The organism is Acinetobacter sp. BIGb0102 (assembly GCF_003815055.1).
GTDB lineage: Bacteria > Pseudomonadota > Gammaproteobacteria > Pseudomonadales > Moraxellaceae > Acinetobacter > Acinetobacter vivianii.
On sequence record NZ_RKQE01000011.1, the window covers coordinates 557,031 to 573,552 of the forward strand.

Genomic DNA, 16,522 nt, shown 5'->3' on the forward strand with positions numbered 1-16,522 from the left:
TAGATTGTTTATACACCCATATTATTACTGAGTTTTATCTATATAATGTTTTATAAAATATTGAAAAATATATAAATTTTTATTTGAAATTTAGAAAAGCGTTCCCATCTAAGTGATAAGTTAGAAATTTGTTGTGAGGAATAACAAGAATGCGATTTGAAAAATTTACAAACCGCTTACAGCAAGCACTCTCAGATGCACAATCATTGGCAATGGGTAAAGACCATACCTCGATTGCAGGTATTCATATTCTTTCTACCTTATTGGAAGAACCTGCCAATTTGAGTTTGCTGCAACAAGCGGGTGCACGTTTACCAGAGTTAAAGCAGAAACTGGAACAAGCATTGCAAAATGCACCAACCTTGGCAAATCCTACGGGTGATATCAATCTTAATCCTGAAGCGGTAAAGGCGCTGAATTTAGCTGACCGTTATGCACAGAAAGCAGGTGATGAGTTTTTATCAACCGATTGGGTGTTACTCGGTCTGGCAGAAACAGGCGAAACCAAAACCATTTTAAATGGTGTGGGTGTTACGCCAGATAGTTTACGTAAAGTAATTGAAAATATTCGAGGAAATGACAAAGTCATGAGCAATAATCATGAAGATCAACGTGACTCACTCAATAAATACACCATTGATTTAACTGAACGTGCCTTAGCGGGCAAGCTTGATCCCGTGATTGGTCGTGATGATGAGATTCGCCGTACCATTCAGGTGTTATCGCGCCGTACTAAAAACAACCCCGTGTTGATTGGTGAACCTGGGGTGGGTAAAACAGCGATTGTTGAAGGTTTGGCACAACGTATTATCAATGGGGAAGTTCCAGAAAGCTTAAAGAACAAGCGTGTGCTTTCACTTGACTTGGGCTCATTGCTTGCGGGCGCAAAATATCGTGGTGAGTTTGAGGAGCGTTTAAAAGCAGTCCTTAAAGATCTTGCGAAGCACGAAGGTGAGATCATCCTGTTTATTGACGAGCTGCATACGCTTGTTGGTGCTGGTAAGGGGGATGGCGCGATGGATGCAGGTAATATGCTAAAACCTGCTTTGGCACGTGGTGAGCTCCGTTGTGTGGGCGCGACTACTTTAGATGAGTACCGTCAATACATCGAAAAAGATGCTGCGCTTGAGCGTCGTTTCCAGAAAGTGTTGGTGGATGAGCCGAGTGTAGAAGATACCATTGCGATCCTACGTGGTCTTAAAGAAAAATATGCAACCCATCACGGTGTGCAAATTCTCGACTCAGCCATTATTGCTGCGGCGAAGATGTCTCATCGTTATATTACTGATCGTCAGTTACCAGATAAGGCGATTGATCTGATTGATGAGGCTGCATCGCGGATTAAAATGGAAATTGATTCTAAGCCAGAAGCTTTGGATAAACTTGATCGCCGTTTAATCCAGTTGAAAATGCAATTGGAAGCGGTGAAAAAAGATGAAGATGCGGGTAGTAAAGCCGAAGTAAATCATCTTGAGCAACAGATCGCTGAAAAGCAAAAAGAGTACAACGATCTTGAAGAGATCTGGAAAGCTGAAAAAACACTGGTTGAAGGCGATAAAAAGGCACAGGTTGAACTTGATCAGGCGCGTAGTGCTTTGGAAAAAGCCAAACGCGAAGGTGATTTGGCTGAAGCTGCACGCTTGCAATATGGTGTCATTCCAGAGTTGCAAAAACGTCTGGAGCAGGCCGAAGTTGCTGAGGAAAATGAAGAACCGAAGCTGATTCGTACCAAAGTCACTGAAAACGAAATTGCTGAAGTCGTGAGTGCGGCAACAGGAATTCCTGTGGCGAAAATGCTACAAGGTGAACGTGAAAAACTTCTCAATATGGAAGAGTTTTTACACAACCGTGTTGTTGGGCAGGATGAAGCTGTGGTTGCTGTTTCCAATGCAGTACGCCGTTCACGTGCAGGTTTATCTGACCCGAACCGCCCAAGTGGATCATTCTTATTCCTTGGCCCGACAGGTGTGGGTAAAACGGAGCTAACCAAAGCATTGGCTAACTTCTTGTTTGATAGCGACGATGCCATGATTCGTATTGATATGTCCGAATTCATGGAAAAACATTCTGTCAGCCGTCTAGTCGGTGCGCCTCCAGGCTATGTCGGTTATGAAGAAGGTGGTGTTTTAACTGAAGCCGTTCGTCGTAAGCCGTATAGCGTGGTGTTATTCGATGAGGTGGAAAAAGCACATCCAGATGTATTCAATATCTTATTACAAGTATTGGATGATGGTCGCTTAACGGACTCACAAGGCCGTGTGGTTGACTTTAAGAACACGGTGATCGTAATGACCTCTAACTTAGGTTCGCAAGATGTGCGTGAACTGGGAGAAGGTGCAACTGATGATGAAGTACGGGCAGTGGTGATGAGTGCGGTAACGCAGCATTTCCGTCCAGAGTTTATCAACCGTATTGATGAGCTGGTCATTTTCCATTCTCTGCAAAAAGCACAGATTCGTGGTATTGCAGACATTCAGTTAGATCGTTTACGTACACGTTTGAGTGAACGTGATATGGGCTTAACTGTGGATGATACTGCTTTTGATCTGTTGATTGATGCTGGTTTCGATCCTGTATATGGTGCGCGTCCATTGAAACGGGCGATTCAGCAACAGGTTGAAAATAGTCTGGCTCAGAAAATCCTATCTGGTGAGTTCCAGCCTGGAGACAATATCCTGATCAAAGGTGAGAATGGTCATCTGGTATTTGATAAGTTAAAACTGAGCTAAGCGGAAGTTTTAATGTTTTACCCAAAAAGATGGTGATGAAAGTCACCATCTTTTTTTATGTTGGTGCATCTGGTCAGATTTTTACAGGAATATTACCAATGACATTGCCACGTCTATAAAAACTTGATAGCTTCAAAACAAATAAGAAAAAAATTCAGGATGAATTAAAATGCAAAATAACAGACATCATTGCACAGGTGCGTGTGTAATTTTGTTGTTCGCCGCTTTATCTTCTATCGGACATGCTGCACAGCCATTGCCTGAGGGAACCTTGTCTTTGCAAACAGGTGCATTGAATAATGCCTTGCCAAGTATCATTATCAAAGCTCAACAAGATGCATTAAAGCCTGCGGAGGAACGCTGGCGTTCACAGCGTGTGTTGAGTGACCGGAATTTACGTGAAATTCGTGTCAGTATGCTTGCCGAAGGAGGTTTTTCGGCTTACGAAGAGCAGAAAAAAACCACAGTGATGGATGTTCGTGAGAAAAGAAAAGCGACCATAAAACCCCATACTGAGGCTCCTGATCGCTTTATGATTTATGAGTTTGACTCACCGAACGTAAAAAAAAGCAAAATTACCTTTCGGTGAATACTCAAAACACTTAAATACTTGGGTGCTGAATTTTCCATGCACGGTGGATTTTTTGATTACGTTTGAAATCCAGTCCGATGGTTTCAGAAGTGATTTCTTCGACCTGATACATGGCTTCAATCTCTTCGTCTAGCTCAAAACCACGATAGTTATTTGAGAAGTAGAGCGTACCATCGCTGGTTAAGCGGTTCATGGCACGTTTAAGCAATGAAACATGGTCACGTTGCACGTCAAAAGTACCGTAGAACTTCTTCGAGTTAGAGAAGGTTGGTGGATCAATGAAGATGAGATCGTATTGCTCATGACCTTCTTTTAACCACTCAAAGCAGTCACTGGCGAAGAACATATGTTGTTCATCTGCATGATCTACGGTTAAACCATTCAGAACAAAGTTCTCTTTTGACCAGCTCAAATAGGTATTCGATAAATCGACACTGGTTGTGCTCGCTGCGCCACCTAAAGCCGCATGCAGGCTGGCAGTAGAGGTATAGCTATACAGATTAAGGAAGTGCTTGCCGCGTGCTTCTTTGGTAATGCGCAAACGCATCTGGCGGTGATCAAGGAACAAACCTGTATCAAGATAATCAGTCAGATTCACCAAGATACGTGCATCGCCTTCTTGTACGATAAAGCGTTTAGATGCAGTACTTTGTTTGGTGTACTGATTCGTTCCAGCTTGACGGGCACGAGTTTTAATAAAGATGGCATCACGATTTAGACCCGTTACTGCACGGATTGCAGCAAGACCAAGGTTAAAACGTTTTTTTGCTTTTTCTGGGTCAATTTTCTTTGGTGGTGCATATTCTTGTACATGCAATTTGTCACCGTACAAATCAACTGCAATATTAAAGTCTGGTAAATCTGCATCGTATAAGCGTAAGCAATAGATATTTTCCTTCACTGCCCACTTTTTCAAAGTTTGCATATTTTTTTGCAAACGGTTGGTAAAGTCTTCGGCACCTTCAATCGCTTCGAATTGTTGTGGTTGCCAATTTGCCAAGAAGGGTTGAGTGACAGTCGCAGGTTTTACCGTACCAAAACGGGTATAAATTGGTAATTTACCGTTCATCAAACGCAAGGTTTGTGGATCGTTAAATGCCAGTACATCTGCCTGCTCAATTTGAGCCGCAATAATTGCTGCACGCTGATTTGGGAAATTCTTTTGAAGTAAGGCAGATAAGCCTAGATACAAAGAACGATTCGATGCTTTATCGCCTAAACGCTCACCATACGGTGGGTTGGTGACGATGAAGGCTTTTTTACCTTCGGCATGGAAATCATCCCAGTCTGCCAAAGTGCGTTCTTCAATCTGGATTTGATCAAGTAACTTTTCAAAACCCGCAGCGATAATGTTTTGGCGTGTCGCTTTTACTGCTTCCCAATCTGCATCATAAGCATAGAATTGTGGTAATGGCTGCTGTAAGGCTTTTTCATGACGCTCAGCGGCTTCTGCTTTGAGAGACATCCATAATTCATGGTCATGCCCATGCCAGCCATTAAAACCAAAACGGCGAACTAGACCAGGCGCACGATCAGTCAGGATCAAAAGCGATTCAATAATAAATGTACCTGAACCACACATTGGATCAAGAATAATATCGGGCTGATATTGCGCAAGTTGTGCTTTTTGTAAAATTGCTGCAGCCAAGTTTTCTTTAATCGGTGCATCGGTCATAAAGCGACGATAGCCGCGTTTATGTAAAGAATCACCAGATAAATCTAGGCAATAGGTATGTTCGGTTTTACCCGCCAATACATAAAGCGTAATTTCTGGTTGTTTGATATCAATACTTGGACGTTTGCCCACAGCTTCCATAAAGGAATCGACTACACCATCTTTTACACGGAGTGTCGCGAATTGAGTATTAACCTTAATTTCACGTTCAACGTGCAAGCGAATTGCAAAGGTACTTTGTGGTGCAAAAATCAAAGACCAGTCAAAGCTGATCGCACCTTCATAGAGTTCTTCAGCGACATCACGGGCGTCATGTGTATGTTCTAGTTCATGTGTATGAATCGGTAAAAGTACGCGAGAGGCGAGACGCGACCACATACAAATGCGATATGCATTTTCGAGTGTGCCTTTAAAAACCAAACGTCCAGCGAAGCGTTGAATGTCTTGAATCCCTAACTGTTCGAGTTCTTGTTGTAATAAGGTTTCAAGTCCATCCGCACAGGTCACCCAATAGTTTGTCAGACGTTGTGTAGAATTCATGCACATTTCCAAAAAAGCAGTTCAGCAATCGTCTATTTTAACTGATTTTTGTTTGTTCTGTCGGTGCATATTTGTGTGATTGTCAGCTTTATCATCGTTTCGATGCAATTTTTTCATTGATAGGCTGTGATTAAGCACGATTTTTTAAATTGATCGGGCGGTTTTAACCATGATTTGAATAATTGGTATAGCTTTTGCTTTTTAGTATTCCATTCATTGGCAAACAATTTTACTTAAAGCGAATGAAATTTAAGCATTTAAATTTGAAGGCTGGGAGAATGTGATGAAGAACGAAGTTTTGGTCAATGCTGAGGCATTTACGATTGCTACTCAAATGTATGTCCGTTTAAGACGTGTTTGTGGGCGTGTAATTGATGTGATGTATCTGGTGAATAATAAGGATTATGCCAAACATGTGCTGGGCATTGCTCTCGATACTCAAGATCCAGAATTAGAGCGCTTTGTGGCACGCTTGAGTCCATTGGTCGAGCTATATCCTGAGCCTGTTTCGATAGTAAAGGAGAACACGTCAGATCTTCAAAAAGAAGTCACTTCAGATGCCTATTCAATAGAAGTAACCGAGGAAGAAATTTATCAGGCTCAGGTTCATCATCACTATATTGGTGCATTACGTTAAGTTATAAGTCACATAAGCTATAGATTATAAAAAGGATGTAAGGGGGAAATTGCATCCTTTTTTTACTTAAGTGCTGAAAACTTCAACTACGCACCAAATCTAAAGTCTGTATAATGCGTTAACTTAACGTGTTAGGAATCTCTTATGCACTTGGCGGCATTGCATACTTTGAGTCAGATTCAGCTCAATCAACAAGGAAATCTAAAACACTTTTTAACAATTGAGGGTCTTTCTAAAGAAACCTTGACCAAGATTTTAGATACAGCGCAAAGCTTTTTAGATGAAAATAATAATTTGATCAACCGTCCGTTACTTGAAGGACTGACGGTAATGAATCTCTTTTTTGAAAACTCCACCCGTACTCGTACCACTTTTGAAGCAGCAGCAAAACGTTTGTCTGCCAATGTCTTGAATATCGATATTGCACGTTCAAGTACCTCGAAAGGCGAGACGCTACGCGATACATTGTGGAATCTTGAAGCCATGGCGGCGGATATTTTCGTGGTACGTCATTCTTCATCGGGCGCAGCACATTTCATTGCCAAAGATGTCTGTCCGAATGTCGCGATTATCAATGCAGGTGATGGTCGTCACGCACATCCAACTCAGGCCATGCTGGACATGTTGACCATTCGCCGTGAGACCAAGAAACCATTTGAAGAGCTGACAGTCGCCATTATTGGTGACATCAAACATTCACGTGTAGCACGTTCGAATGTAGCAGCGTTGCAAACATTGGGCTGTAAAGACATTCGTGTAATTGCACCAAATACTTTATTGCCAGTGGGTTTTAATGAATATGGTGAGCATGTTCGTCTGTTTAATAAAATGGATGAAGGTGTGAAAGATTGCGATGTGATTATTGCCTTACGTATCCAAAATGAACGTATTGATTCACCAGCCTTATCATCACAGGCCGAATTCTACAAAATGTATGGTTTAAACAAAGAGCGTCTGGCGCTGGCAAAACCTGATTGTATCGTGATGCATCCTGGCCCAATGAACCGTGGTGTTGAAATTGACTCGAGCGTGGCAGATGGGGATCAGTCTGTGATTTTAAAACAGGTCACCAACGGTATTGCGGTTCGTATGGCTGTACTGGCACTTGCGATGCAAGGGCAGTTACAAGAACAAGGTTTAATTGAAGCGATTGCACTGTAAGGGATAGATCACATGAGTATTGTAAAAATTGAAAATGTCCGTGTGCTCGATCCAATTCAACAGACTGATCAGGTGCAAACGGTTTATATCGAAAATGGTAAGCGTATTGAGGCCGTTGATCAGGTGGATGAAACCATCAATGGCCAAGGCAAATGGTTAATGCCAACCATGGTGGACTTGTGCGCAAGAATGCGTGAGCCAGGTCAGCAACAGCATGGAACCTTAAAGTCGGAAGGAAAAGCTGCACGTGCCAATGGTATTTTGCATGTTATTACGCCACCAGACTCAAAGCCAATCGTGCAAGATAATGGTGCCTTGATCCACGGTCTGATTGAAAAAGCTCAACTGGATGGCGGAATTTATCTACATATTATTGGCGCACAAACGCAAGGTTTAAATGGTAAGCAACCTGCCAATATGGCAAGTTTAAAGAAGGGTGGCTGTACTGCTGTTTCAAATGCCAATGCTGCATTTGAAAATGATGATGTGGTGATCCGTACCCTTGAATATGCTGCAGGCTTGGGTTTAACCGTCGTGTTCTATGCAGAAGAACCGCAAATTGCCAAAGATGGTTGTGCGCATGAAGGCTTCATCGCTTCTCGCCAAGGCCTACCGATGATTCCTGCAATTGCGGAAACGGTTGCGATTGCTAAATATCTTTTGATGATTGAAGCAACCGGTGTGAAAGCACATTTTGGTTTATTGTCTTGCGGCGCATCGGTCGATTTGATCCGTGCAGCAAAGGCCAAAGGCTTACCTGTGACTGCAGATGTCGCGATGCATCAGTTACATCTCACCGAGCAATTGACCGATGGCTTTAATTCGCTTGCACATGTGCGCCCGCCATTGCGTTCGGAACAGGATAAAGAATTATTACGTCAGGGCGTAAAAGAAGGCGTGATTGACGCAATCTGTACCCATCATGAGCCTTTGAGCAGCTCAGCGAAAATGGCACCTTTTGCGGAAACTCAACCGGGAATTACTGCATTTGATACCTATGTCGCTCTCGGTGTACAACTGATTCAGGAAGGACTGTTTGAGCCGTTGGAATGGGTGGCAAAAGTCACTTCGACACCAGCACAAGTTGCCAATATGACAGAACGCTGGATACAGGAAGCAGGCTGGGTATTAGTTGATCCAGAACTACAATGGACTGTGTCGAAAGAGACTATTCTTTCACAAGGTAAGAATACACCACTTATTGGTCAGCAATTGACAGGTAAAGTTGTGACCACTTTCGTGTAAAGCAAAAGCTTGTTTATGCAGCGGAATAGGAGCTAAGTCTTATTCCGCTTTGTAAAATGTGATGTAGATATTGTATTTAAATTTTACAGAATAGATAAAAACAAGAAAAAATAGATTAAAGTAATTATATAAATGAGATATGCCTTACATAAAATTATAAAAAAGAGAAATAAGCCATTCTAATAATTGGAGCTTAATACGATGTCTATACATCCTATGGAATTACTTAAACAGAAAGTTTCATCTGTGATTGTAAATGATCAAACCAGCTTGGTGAATGAAAAAAATGATGTCTTATCAAGGTTTTATCCTATTTTACTTTATCGTTTTCTAGAAAAGCCTGAGCTGGTCGATAAGTTAAGAGAAAAACTTACGCCTTCTATTTTTGATTTACTGGAAGAAAATGAGCGTGTTAAGAATGCATTGTTGTTGAGACTGGCCGCAGGAAAGGTGTCCGTAGCTGAGGTCGAAATTACCTTAAATCGGGCTATTCCTAAAAGTCTGGCGGTTTTATCCAATGAAGTGGGCAATGATGCGATGGCGATCATTTATTATTTAAGAGATCATAAAGCATCGATTTATTCTTTATTGCCGAGCTGGACAACCGAAGTTTTGGCACAATTAAATGAAACCTATATTAAAGAGCAGTTACTGGACGTTATTCCTGCTATTCCTATCGTGCCTCCTACAAAAAAGCAGAACAAGATCTTTCCACTTTTTACAGTGCTTTTTGGCTTTTCCCTGATTTTTTTATATCATTTAAGTAAATGATGCTTGTTGGTTTGAATGTATAGTCTAGAGTGAATTTTTTATTTTTATAAATCCATGATTTTAAATGTAAAGATAGATAATTTTGAAGAATAGAAGGGAACTTTTAGATTTAATAATATTGTACCAATTGTTAAAAAAGATGCGCATTTCTTATTTTTCTTTGTAAATTGTGATGTAAGTATTGTATTTAAATTATATAAAAATGAATAAAAAAAATACAAAAGATTAGAATGAAAAAGCAGCAGTTCACTTGAGCTTCGCTTTTTTCTTGAGTGTTCTGAATATTATAAATTTAATGTGTTGGAGTGAATAACAATGTCAATAAACCCAATGGAACTGTTAAAGCAGAAAGTGACTTCGATGATCGTGAGTGATCAAGACGGTCTAGTGAATGAAAAAAGTGCTCTTTTATCTAGGTTCTATCCCATTTTACTTTCTATTTTAGCGGCAAAACCTGAACTTATTCAGAAATTAAAAGATTCTATTTCGCCCTCACTATCAGATTTATTAGGGCATAACGACCAAGTCAAAAATGCGCTTCTGACCAATTTAAGCAATGGGCAACTTTCTAGTGCGGAAACAGAACAAACGTTAACTCAAGCGATTCCAAAAAGTCTGGCCGCTTTGACCAGTGAAGCTGGCAATGATACGCAAAGTATTGTGAATTATTTAAAACAACATATGGATTCGATCCGTTCATTATTACCTGCATGGGCAGTTGGTCTATTGGCACCACTCGGGTTGGTGTCGAGTGCATCTGCTGCTACTTCTAACTTTGCCAATACTTCGGCTGCGACGGCACCTAAATCTCGTGCATGGCTGCCTATTGTGGCCTTGATTATTCTCGGTTTATTGGTGGCTTGGTTGTGGAAGTCTTGTCAAAACAAACAGGCGACTGCACCTGTAACTCATGATACAAATTCAGCCTCAGAAGTTGCGGCAGATGCTGCACCAGCGACATTATCTCTAAGCACCGATGGTTCAGGCAATCTTGCCCAATGTCAGGTGGGTGTCGGGGATCAAGGATTTTTGGCGACCATACAGGCCAAAGTCAAAGAGGTTTTTTCTGCGAATCAGGAATGTACCGTTGATACTGCAACAAAACATGCTGGAACCTTTATGGATCAGGCGGGCCTTGCTGGCGTATTAGGTCTACTGAAAGGCGTACCGAATGTTTCTCTGGACTGGATTGGTGACAAGATCACTTTGAAAGGTGGAGATGCGAATCAACTTAACGATTTACTCGGCAAAATTAAAGCTTTAGTACCCAATACCGAAGTGATGGTTGAAGCACCAATGACTGCTGCTGACTCTGTGAGTCATAGTTTAAATGCCGCACAGGATGCTTTGGCAAATATTGATGCCAATCAGGTTGATATTAATGATGTGATCAAGGCGTTAAATCTACAGATTATTAATTTCTCTACAGGTTCAAACCAGATTCCAGATGAAAATAAAGCTACTCTGGATAAAGCTGCGGCATTAATGAAAAATACCAAAGATGCGAAATTGACTGTGGCAGGTTATACCGATTCAACAGGCAACGCGAACAGTAATAAAACGTTATCGCAAAAACGTGCCCAAGCGGTAGTGGATTATTTGGTGAGTCAGGGCGTTGCTGCTGACCAGCTAACAGCAGTTGGACATGGTGCGGATAATCCAGTTGCAGATAATACAACGGAAGAAGGGCGTTTTAAAAACCGTCGTATTGAGTTCTCAATCACACCTTAAATTTAGAGTGATGCAACATTTTAAAGGAGCTATTACGTTAATAGCTCCTTTTATTTTGACTTATCATTACATTTACAGTCTTATCTCGAAATTAATTTAAATAAATTCAAAGAAAAGACTCGAATAGATCGAATTAAATTGAGTAGAATACGCCCGAAAAATAAGATAATAGGGTAATTAATATGAATAAGTTTTTGATATTCACCACATTAACGACAGCAATTTTATTAACAGGATGCGATAAATTCAAACCCAAAGAGAAAGTTGAAAATATTGATACAGCTATTTCAGAATGGAGTTGTACCAATCAAGATAACTTGAATAATATTCAGGCAGCTTTGAAGAAAGATTATTTAAAGCAAATTGAGCGAAGTTTGCGAGAAAGCGAATATCAGGCTGATTATGAAATTTTAGATAAAATTAACAAGGGACTGAAATTTGAAATCAAAAATGTCCGAACTTTAGATAATAGCGACAGTGAGCAAGCGTCAAAAACATTACTGGATTGTGATAGTCAATTGGTGATTTCATTCCCGAAAGGCTTACAGAAACGTGCTGAAAATGCGTATCTCGAAGAGCAGAAATATCAACGAGATGGTGAGGATGAAGGCCAGTCGACTTATACTTTAGGTGATTATTTCTCGGATAGTGACTATCCATTAAAGCTTGAAGATGATCAGTTGCGTGGTGAGTTTTCTTATAACCTGACCAAAACCGATAAAGATGGTGTCGTGCTGAATATTCCAGATCAAAACGCCGTTATTGATGGTGTTGTGTTTATGGCGACCAAAGCCGTGCATTACATGGCGTATTTAAAAGAAAACCGCCTGATTGAACAGAATAGTGAAAAGGCCCAGCAGGAGTATGATGCAAAGTCATCTGCTCAAATGGATCTGGCACAAAAAGCCATGAATATTCGTAACAAAGAGCTGGATGCTGAAAAGGCAAAACAAGTGGAACGTTTAAATCAGACGTGGGATAAGTTCAGTCCTGAACAAAAAGCTCAGTTACAGCAGGATCAGTCAGACTGGTTTGAGAAACGTGATGTGGATTGTAAAGTGCTGTCACAGAAGAGTGTTTATGATACTCCTGAAAAAGACCGAGAAACTTATCAGAAACAGGCGGGTTACTGGAATGATGAGATGCATCAGCAAGATCAGGACATGCAATATACTAAATGCTTTATTCAACGCACGATTGAACGGATTGTTTACCTAAATAATGTCAATTAAATAAACAAGTAGAAGAGGACGAATTGATTCGTCCTTTTTTTATTGGCATGCTTAAGCAAATCTCGTGCTTAGATAAAGTTTATGAAAATTACATTGATTGGTGCAGGGCGGGTTGCGACACATTTAGCTCGAGCTTTAAAACAGCAACATCAGATTGTGCAAGTGTTTAGCCGAGACTTACAGCATGCTGAGACCCTTGCAGATCAAGTAAATGCTCAAGCGATTAATCAGGTTAATCAACTTGATCCACAGGTAGATTTGGTGATTATTGCGGTAAGTGATCAGGCCATTTTCAGCGTAATTGAATCGATTACATCATATTTACCAGACAATTTGATTGTGCATACCTCGGGCAGCACCAGTTTATCGGTTCTACAAAATAGTCATCATCGAGCTGGTGTGTTTTATCCCTTGCAAACCTTTAGTTTTGATAGGGAAGTTAACTGGGCAGAAACCCCTTTGTTTGTTGAGGCTGCCGAGCAGCAGGATTTAGCTTTTTTAACAGAATTAGCAAACAGTTTAAGCCATCGTGTCTATCAATATAGTTCTAAGCAAAGACAAACTTTACATTTGTCGGCTGTATTTGCTTGTAATTTCAGCAATTATTGCTATGACTTGGCAAAACAAATAGTAGATGCCGAGCAGGTTGATTTTAGTTTGTTATATCCTTTAATTATGGAAACTGCGAATAAGGCAACCCAGAATGACCCTAAACAAATGCAGACAGGGCCTGCAATGCGTGGTGATCAGAATATATTAAAGATGCAGCGCCATTTATTAGCGGAGACACAACGTAATGATCTGGAAAATATCTATGCTTTAATGAGTGAAGGGATTTATAAACGCCATATAAATCAAGAGTAACGATAATTATACAAAATAGACAAATTTGTCTATTTTGTATAAAATGCGGAAAATTTGAGTAAATATTTTATAAAAAATATGTTGAGCAATATATTTCAAGCCTTGGACAGTTTAGGCCTCACAGCACAGAAACGTGCGATCCATATTCAGTTTTCAAATCAAAATTTAAATTCCCAAGTCTTCCTGCAACGTATTGATGGCCAGCATGAATTAAACGCTGGCTTTAAGGCAGAGCTGATCTGTTTGTCGACCAATGCTGCCATTCCACTCAAACAATTTATTGGCAGCCAAGCCGCAATTGACACCGTTACCGATCAGGGCCAACTGAGCCGTGTCACGGGGATTATTACTCAAGCCTTACAAGGCCAGTCTGACGGTAGCTTAACTCTCTATAAACTGACACTCGAAGACCCAACAGCTTTGTGGAAACAACGCCGTAATAGCCGTGTGTTTATGAATAAAAGCGTGCGTGATGTGGTTGAAATTGTCTTTAAAGAATGGCAACAAAAAAGCCCCTTATTTGCCTCGAGCTTAACACTTGATTTAAGCGGACTCAGTCAAGACTATGACATCCGTCCATTTATCATGCAATCCAATGAAAGTGACTATGACTTTCTGACCCGTCTGATGCGCAGTGAAGGAATTAACTGGCTGGTCGACGAATCAAAGCTGAAAGTCGGCAGTGCCAGCGAACAGATTCAGGCTCAGAAACTCCGTTTAATTGATGACAATAGCCAGTACCAAGCCTTAGACCGTCGCTATATTCGCTACCATCGCAGTAGTGCCACTGAACAGTACGACAGCATGACCAGTCTGGTCGGGCAACGCTCATTACAACCGAGTGCGGTGCATGTACAACGCTGGCAAGCCGATGCACTGGAACAGGAAGAAGGTGCAGGCAGTGTGCAGAGCACCCACAAACATAGTGAACAACATGACAATGCCAGCCTTGGTTTAGAACAGGCATGGCACTTCTCACCCGCCTGGATGCAAGACCTCAATGGAGAAGATGGCGCAACCCAATCTGGCAATGTGCAAATTGAAAAGCTCAATCAAAATTTGGGTCAATACTACGATCTACAGTCCAAACAGTTCGTGGCGAAGAGCACCGTGCGAGATACCCATGTGGGTTACTGGTTTGAGCTGGCAGAACACCCTGAAATCGACCAACACAGTGGCGCAGACAAAGAATTCCTGATCACAGGCAAGCAGTTTTATAACCAGAACAACCTACCCAAAGATCTGCAGCAGCAGATTAATCAACTTTTAGCACAAAGTCATTGGCAGCTCACCCAACAAAGCAACACAGCAGAACGCCAAGCCAATCAACTCACACTACAACGCCGCAACATCAAAACGGTTCCTGAATACAACCCATTACAACACCGACCAACAGCATCTCCACAACGTGCCAAAGTGGTTGGCCCAAGTGGCGAAGAAATCCATGTCGATGAATGGGGACGGATTAAAGTCCGCTTCTTGTTTACCCGCAATGAAGACCACAGCCATGATGGTGGTGCAGGTGCCAATGACAACGACACAGATTCCGCTTGGGTCGATGTTCTAACGCCTTGGGCAGGCGAAGGCTATGGAGCCCGTTTTCTGCCACGTATCAATGAAATCGTGGTGATCGACTTCTTTGATGGCAACATTGACCGTCCATTTGTGGTGGGACGCATTCACGAAGCCCAACGCAGCCCGACCAAATTTGACAATGCAGGCAAGCTTCCAGACACCAAGAAACTGGCAGGGATTAAATCTAAAGAATACCAAGGCGAAGGCTTTAACCAGTTACGATTTGATGACACCACAGGACAAATCAGTGCCCAACTACAAAGTAGCCATGCTGCTAGCCAGCTTAATTTAGGTAAACTGAGCCATCCTAAAGACAAGGCCGAAAGTGAAGACCGTGGTGAAGGGTTTGAACTACGTACCGATCAATGGGGTGCAGTCCGTGCAGGCGATGGCTTACTGCTTTCCACGCATAAACAGGATCAAGCCAAAGGTGAACACCTTGATGCCCAACCAGCGAAGCAACAGCTTGAAGGCAACCAGAGCAATGCCAAAGCTTTAAGTGAAGTCGCTAAGAACCAGCAGACCGATGAAATTGAATCATTGGATCAGTTGAAAGCATTTGCTGATGAAATTGAAGCTGATATTGCCAAGTTTAATAAGGCGATGCTGTTATTGAGTTCGCCAGCAGGCATTGGCCTAAGTACCAATGAAGATATTCATTTATCTGCGGATGGGCAGATCAATCAGTTTGCTGGTGACAGTATTAATTTGAGTACGCAAAAGAATCTGGTAGCTCATGTCAGTGGTAAAGCGAGTCTGTTTGCCGCACAGAATGGGATTAAGCAGGTGGCTGCTAAAGGTAAGTTTGAGGCATTGGCTCAAGCAGATGGAATGGATTTGCTTGCGAAGCAAGGGATTCAGATTATTTCAACAGAAGATCGCATTGAGATTAGCAGTCCGAAAGAAATTGTGATTACTGCGGGCCCATCACAAATCAAGCTGAATGGCTCAGGTATTTTCCCTGTGACCAGTGGGAAATTTGAAGCGAAGGCGGGGCAGCATTTGTTTATGGGTGGCGCGAAAGTTGATTTTTCTGTCCCTAAGTTTAACGAATTAAACATAACTAAAAGATTCAGTAATAAATTAGATATTTATGAAATTTTTCCAACTAATAAATTTTCAGATTTGACAATGTCTGTAAAAGGAAATGATGGGATTGTTGAAGATCATATTATTGATAAATATGGTAGAAGCTCAAGAATCTCTAGTGTTCAACCGAAAGAAGTAGAAGTGTTGGTAGGCGGTGATGTTTGGAATTATTTTATTAAAAATATAAGCGGTACTAAAAATGATCCTTTTTATTTCAAATTTTTAGATTATATAGGAAAGCCAATAGTTGGTTTAGACTGTTATCTTTTGGATAATGAATTTAAAATAATTCAACAAGATGTTACTGATACCAATGGAGAAGTTGAATTCTTGTGTTTAGAAGATCATCTTCCAATAATGGGGGTGAAGAAATTTGATGATAGTACCATTAAACCCATTTGTTATATTAATCATCATAATTGTAGAGAGTATATATTTATAAGTCCGAAAGTAAAGACTAATTTAATATTGTTAGAGGAAGGTGAAAAAGGACAGTACTTGAGAGCAGGCTATTTGGTAAAAGATGGTGATTCTATAAACTCTATTGCTGCTAAATACTCAATAACTCCTGACTCTATAATTAGTTTAAATGCTGGTATGGAAAATGTGGATGTAGATACCAAATTGAATAAAGGTATTTACGTTAGATTGCCAAATTATATTAATAGAGAGGAGTGGTGA

General features: G+C 41.0%; 11 protein-coding genes. 10 read left to right on the plus strand and 1 reads right to left on the minus strand.

Annotated features, from left to right (window positions below; genetic code table 11):
* Nucleotides 1–149: 149 nt before the first annotated feature.
* Together clpB and EC846_RS08815 are read left to right on the plus strand one after the other, a co-directional pair.
* Nucleotides 150–2,729 (plus strand): ATP-dependent chaperone ClpB, encoded by a 2,580-nt coding sequence (clpB, locus tag EC846_RS08810; RefSeq protein ID WP_047428187.1) that lies wholly within the window; start codon nucleotides 150–152, stop codon nucleotides 2,727–2,729.
* Nucleotides 2,730–2,898: 169 nt separating this feature from the next.
* On the plus strand, nucleotides 2,899–3,318 hold the full coding sequence (locus EC846_RS08815; protein WP_123774907.1) for a hypothetical protein: 420 nt from the start codon (nucleotides 2,899–2,901) through the stop codon (nucleotides 3,316–3,318).
* 13 nt (nucleotides 3,319–3,331) lie between these two features.
* On the opposite strand, the gene rlmKL is transcribed toward EC846_RS08815, so the two are convergent.
* Nucleotides 3,332–5,536: a bifunctional 23S rRNA (guanine(2069)-N(7))-methyltransferase RlmK/23S rRNA (guanine(2445)-N(2))-methyltransferase RlmL gene (gene rlmKL / locus EC846_RS08820; RefSeq protein WP_123774908.1), complete on the minus strand. Its 2,205-nt coding sequence runs from the start codon at nucleotides 5,534–5,536 to the stop codon at nucleotides 3,332–3,334.
* 283 nt (nucleotides 5,537–5,819) lie between these two features.
* On the opposite strand from rlmKL, the gene EC846_RS08825 reads away from it, so the two are divergent.
* The 8 genes from EC846_RS08825 (at nucleotide 5,820) to tssI (ending at nucleotide 16,522) form a co-directional block, all read left to right on the plus strand.
* Complete coding sequence (locus EC846_RS08825) at nucleotides 5,820–6,173, plus strand: hypothetical protein (RefSeq protein ID WP_123774909.1); 354 nt, start codon at nucleotides 5,820–5,822, stop codon at nucleotides 6,171–6,173.
* 144 nt (nucleotides 6,174–6,317) lie between these two features.
* Nucleotides 6,318–7,334 (plus strand): aspartate carbamoyltransferase catalytic subunit, encoded by a 1,017-nt coding sequence (locus EC846_RS08830; RefSeq protein ID WP_004772716.1) that lies wholly within the window; start codon nucleotides 6,318–6,320, stop codon nucleotides 7,332–7,334.
* A gap of 12 nt (nucleotides 7,335–7,346) precedes the next feature.
* Nucleotides 7,347–8,579 (plus strand): dihydroorotase, encoded by a 1,233-nt coding sequence (locus EC846_RS08835; RefSeq protein WP_123774910.1) that lies wholly within the window; start codon nucleotides 7,347–7,349, stop codon nucleotides 8,577–8,579.
* 201 nt (nucleotides 8,580–8,780) lie between these two features.
* Nucleotides 8,781–9,350 carry a hypothetical protein gene (locus tag EC846_RS08840; protein WP_047428173.1) on the plus strand — a complete coding sequence of 190 codons (570 nt, stop codon included), beginning with the start codon at nucleotides 8,781–8,783 and terminating at the stop codon, nucleotides 9,348–9,350.
* A gap of 315 nt (nucleotides 9,351–9,665) precedes the next feature.
* Nucleotides 9,666–11,081, plus strand: a complete 1,416-nt coding sequence (locus EC846_RS08845) for an OmpA family protein (protein ID WP_123774911.1) — start codon at nucleotides 9,666–9,668, stop codon at nucleotides 11,079–11,081.
* 182 nt (nucleotides 11,082–11,263) lie between these two features.
* Complete coding sequence (locus EC846_RS08850) at nucleotides 11,264–12,313, plus strand: lysozyme inhibitor LprI family protein (RefSeq protein ID WP_123774912.1); 1,050 nt, start codon at nucleotides 11,264–11,266, stop codon at nucleotides 12,311–12,313.
* Nucleotides 12,314–12,394: 81 nt separating this feature from the next.
* Nucleotides 12,395–13,177 carry a Rossmann-like and DUF2520 domain-containing protein gene (locus tag EC846_RS08855; protein WP_123774913.1) on the plus strand — a complete coding sequence of 261 codons (783 nt, stop codon included), beginning with the start codon at nucleotides 12,395–12,397 and terminating at the stop codon, nucleotides 13,175–13,177.
* Nucleotides 13,178–13,255: 78 nt separating this feature from the next.
* The gene (gene tssI / locus EC846_RS08860) at nucleotides 13,256–16,522 is read left to right on the plus strand and encodes a type VI secretion system tip protein TssI/VgrG (RefSeq protein WP_123774914.1); all 3,267 of its coding nucleotides are present in this window, start codon (nucleotides 13,256–13,258) and stop codon (nucleotides 16,520–16,522) included.

Excerpts from the sequence above, each read along its gene's own strand:
- clpB (WP_047428187.1), top strand. The coding sequence starts at position 150 with ATGCGATTTGAAAAATTTACAAACCGCTTACAGCAAGCACTCTCAGAT.
- EC846_RS08815 (WP_123774907.1), top strand. The coding sequence starts at position 2,899 with ATGCAAAATAACAGACATCATTGCACAGGTGCGTGTGTAATTTTGTTG.
- rlmKL (WP_123774908.1), bottom strand. The coding sequence starts at position 5,536 with ATGAATTCTACACAACGTCTGACAAACTATTGGGTGACCTGTGCGGAT.
- EC846_RS08825 (WP_123774909.1), top strand. The coding sequence starts at position 5,820 with ATGAAGAACGAAGTTTTGGTCAATGCTGAGGCATTTACGATTGCTACT.
- EC846_RS08830 (WP_004772716.1), top strand. The coding sequence starts at position 6,318 with ATGCACTTGGCGGCATTGCATACTTTGAGTCAGATTCAGCTCAATCAA.
- EC846_RS08835 (WP_123774910.1), top strand. The coding sequence starts at position 7,347 with ATGAGTATTGTAAAAATTGAAAATGTCCGTGTGCTCGATCCAATTCAA.
- EC846_RS08840 (WP_047428173.1), top strand. The coding sequence starts at position 8,781 with ATGTCTATACATCCTATGGAATTACTTAAACAGAAAGTTTCATCTGTG.
- EC846_RS08845 (WP_123774911.1), top strand. The coding sequence starts at position 9,666 with ATGTCAATAAACCCAATGGAACTGTTAAAGCAGAAAGTGACTTCGATG.
- EC846_RS08850 (WP_123774912.1), top strand. The coding sequence starts at position 11,264 with ATGAATAAGTTTTTGATATTCACCACATTAACGACAGCAATTTTATTA.
- EC846_RS08855 (WP_123774913.1), top strand. The coding sequence starts at position 12,395 with ATGAAAATTACATTGATTGGTGCAGGGCGGGTTGCGACACATTTAGCT.
- tssI (WP_123774914.1), top strand. The coding sequence starts at position 13,256 with ATGTTGAGCAATATATTTCAAGCCTTGGACAGTTTAGGCCTCACAGCA.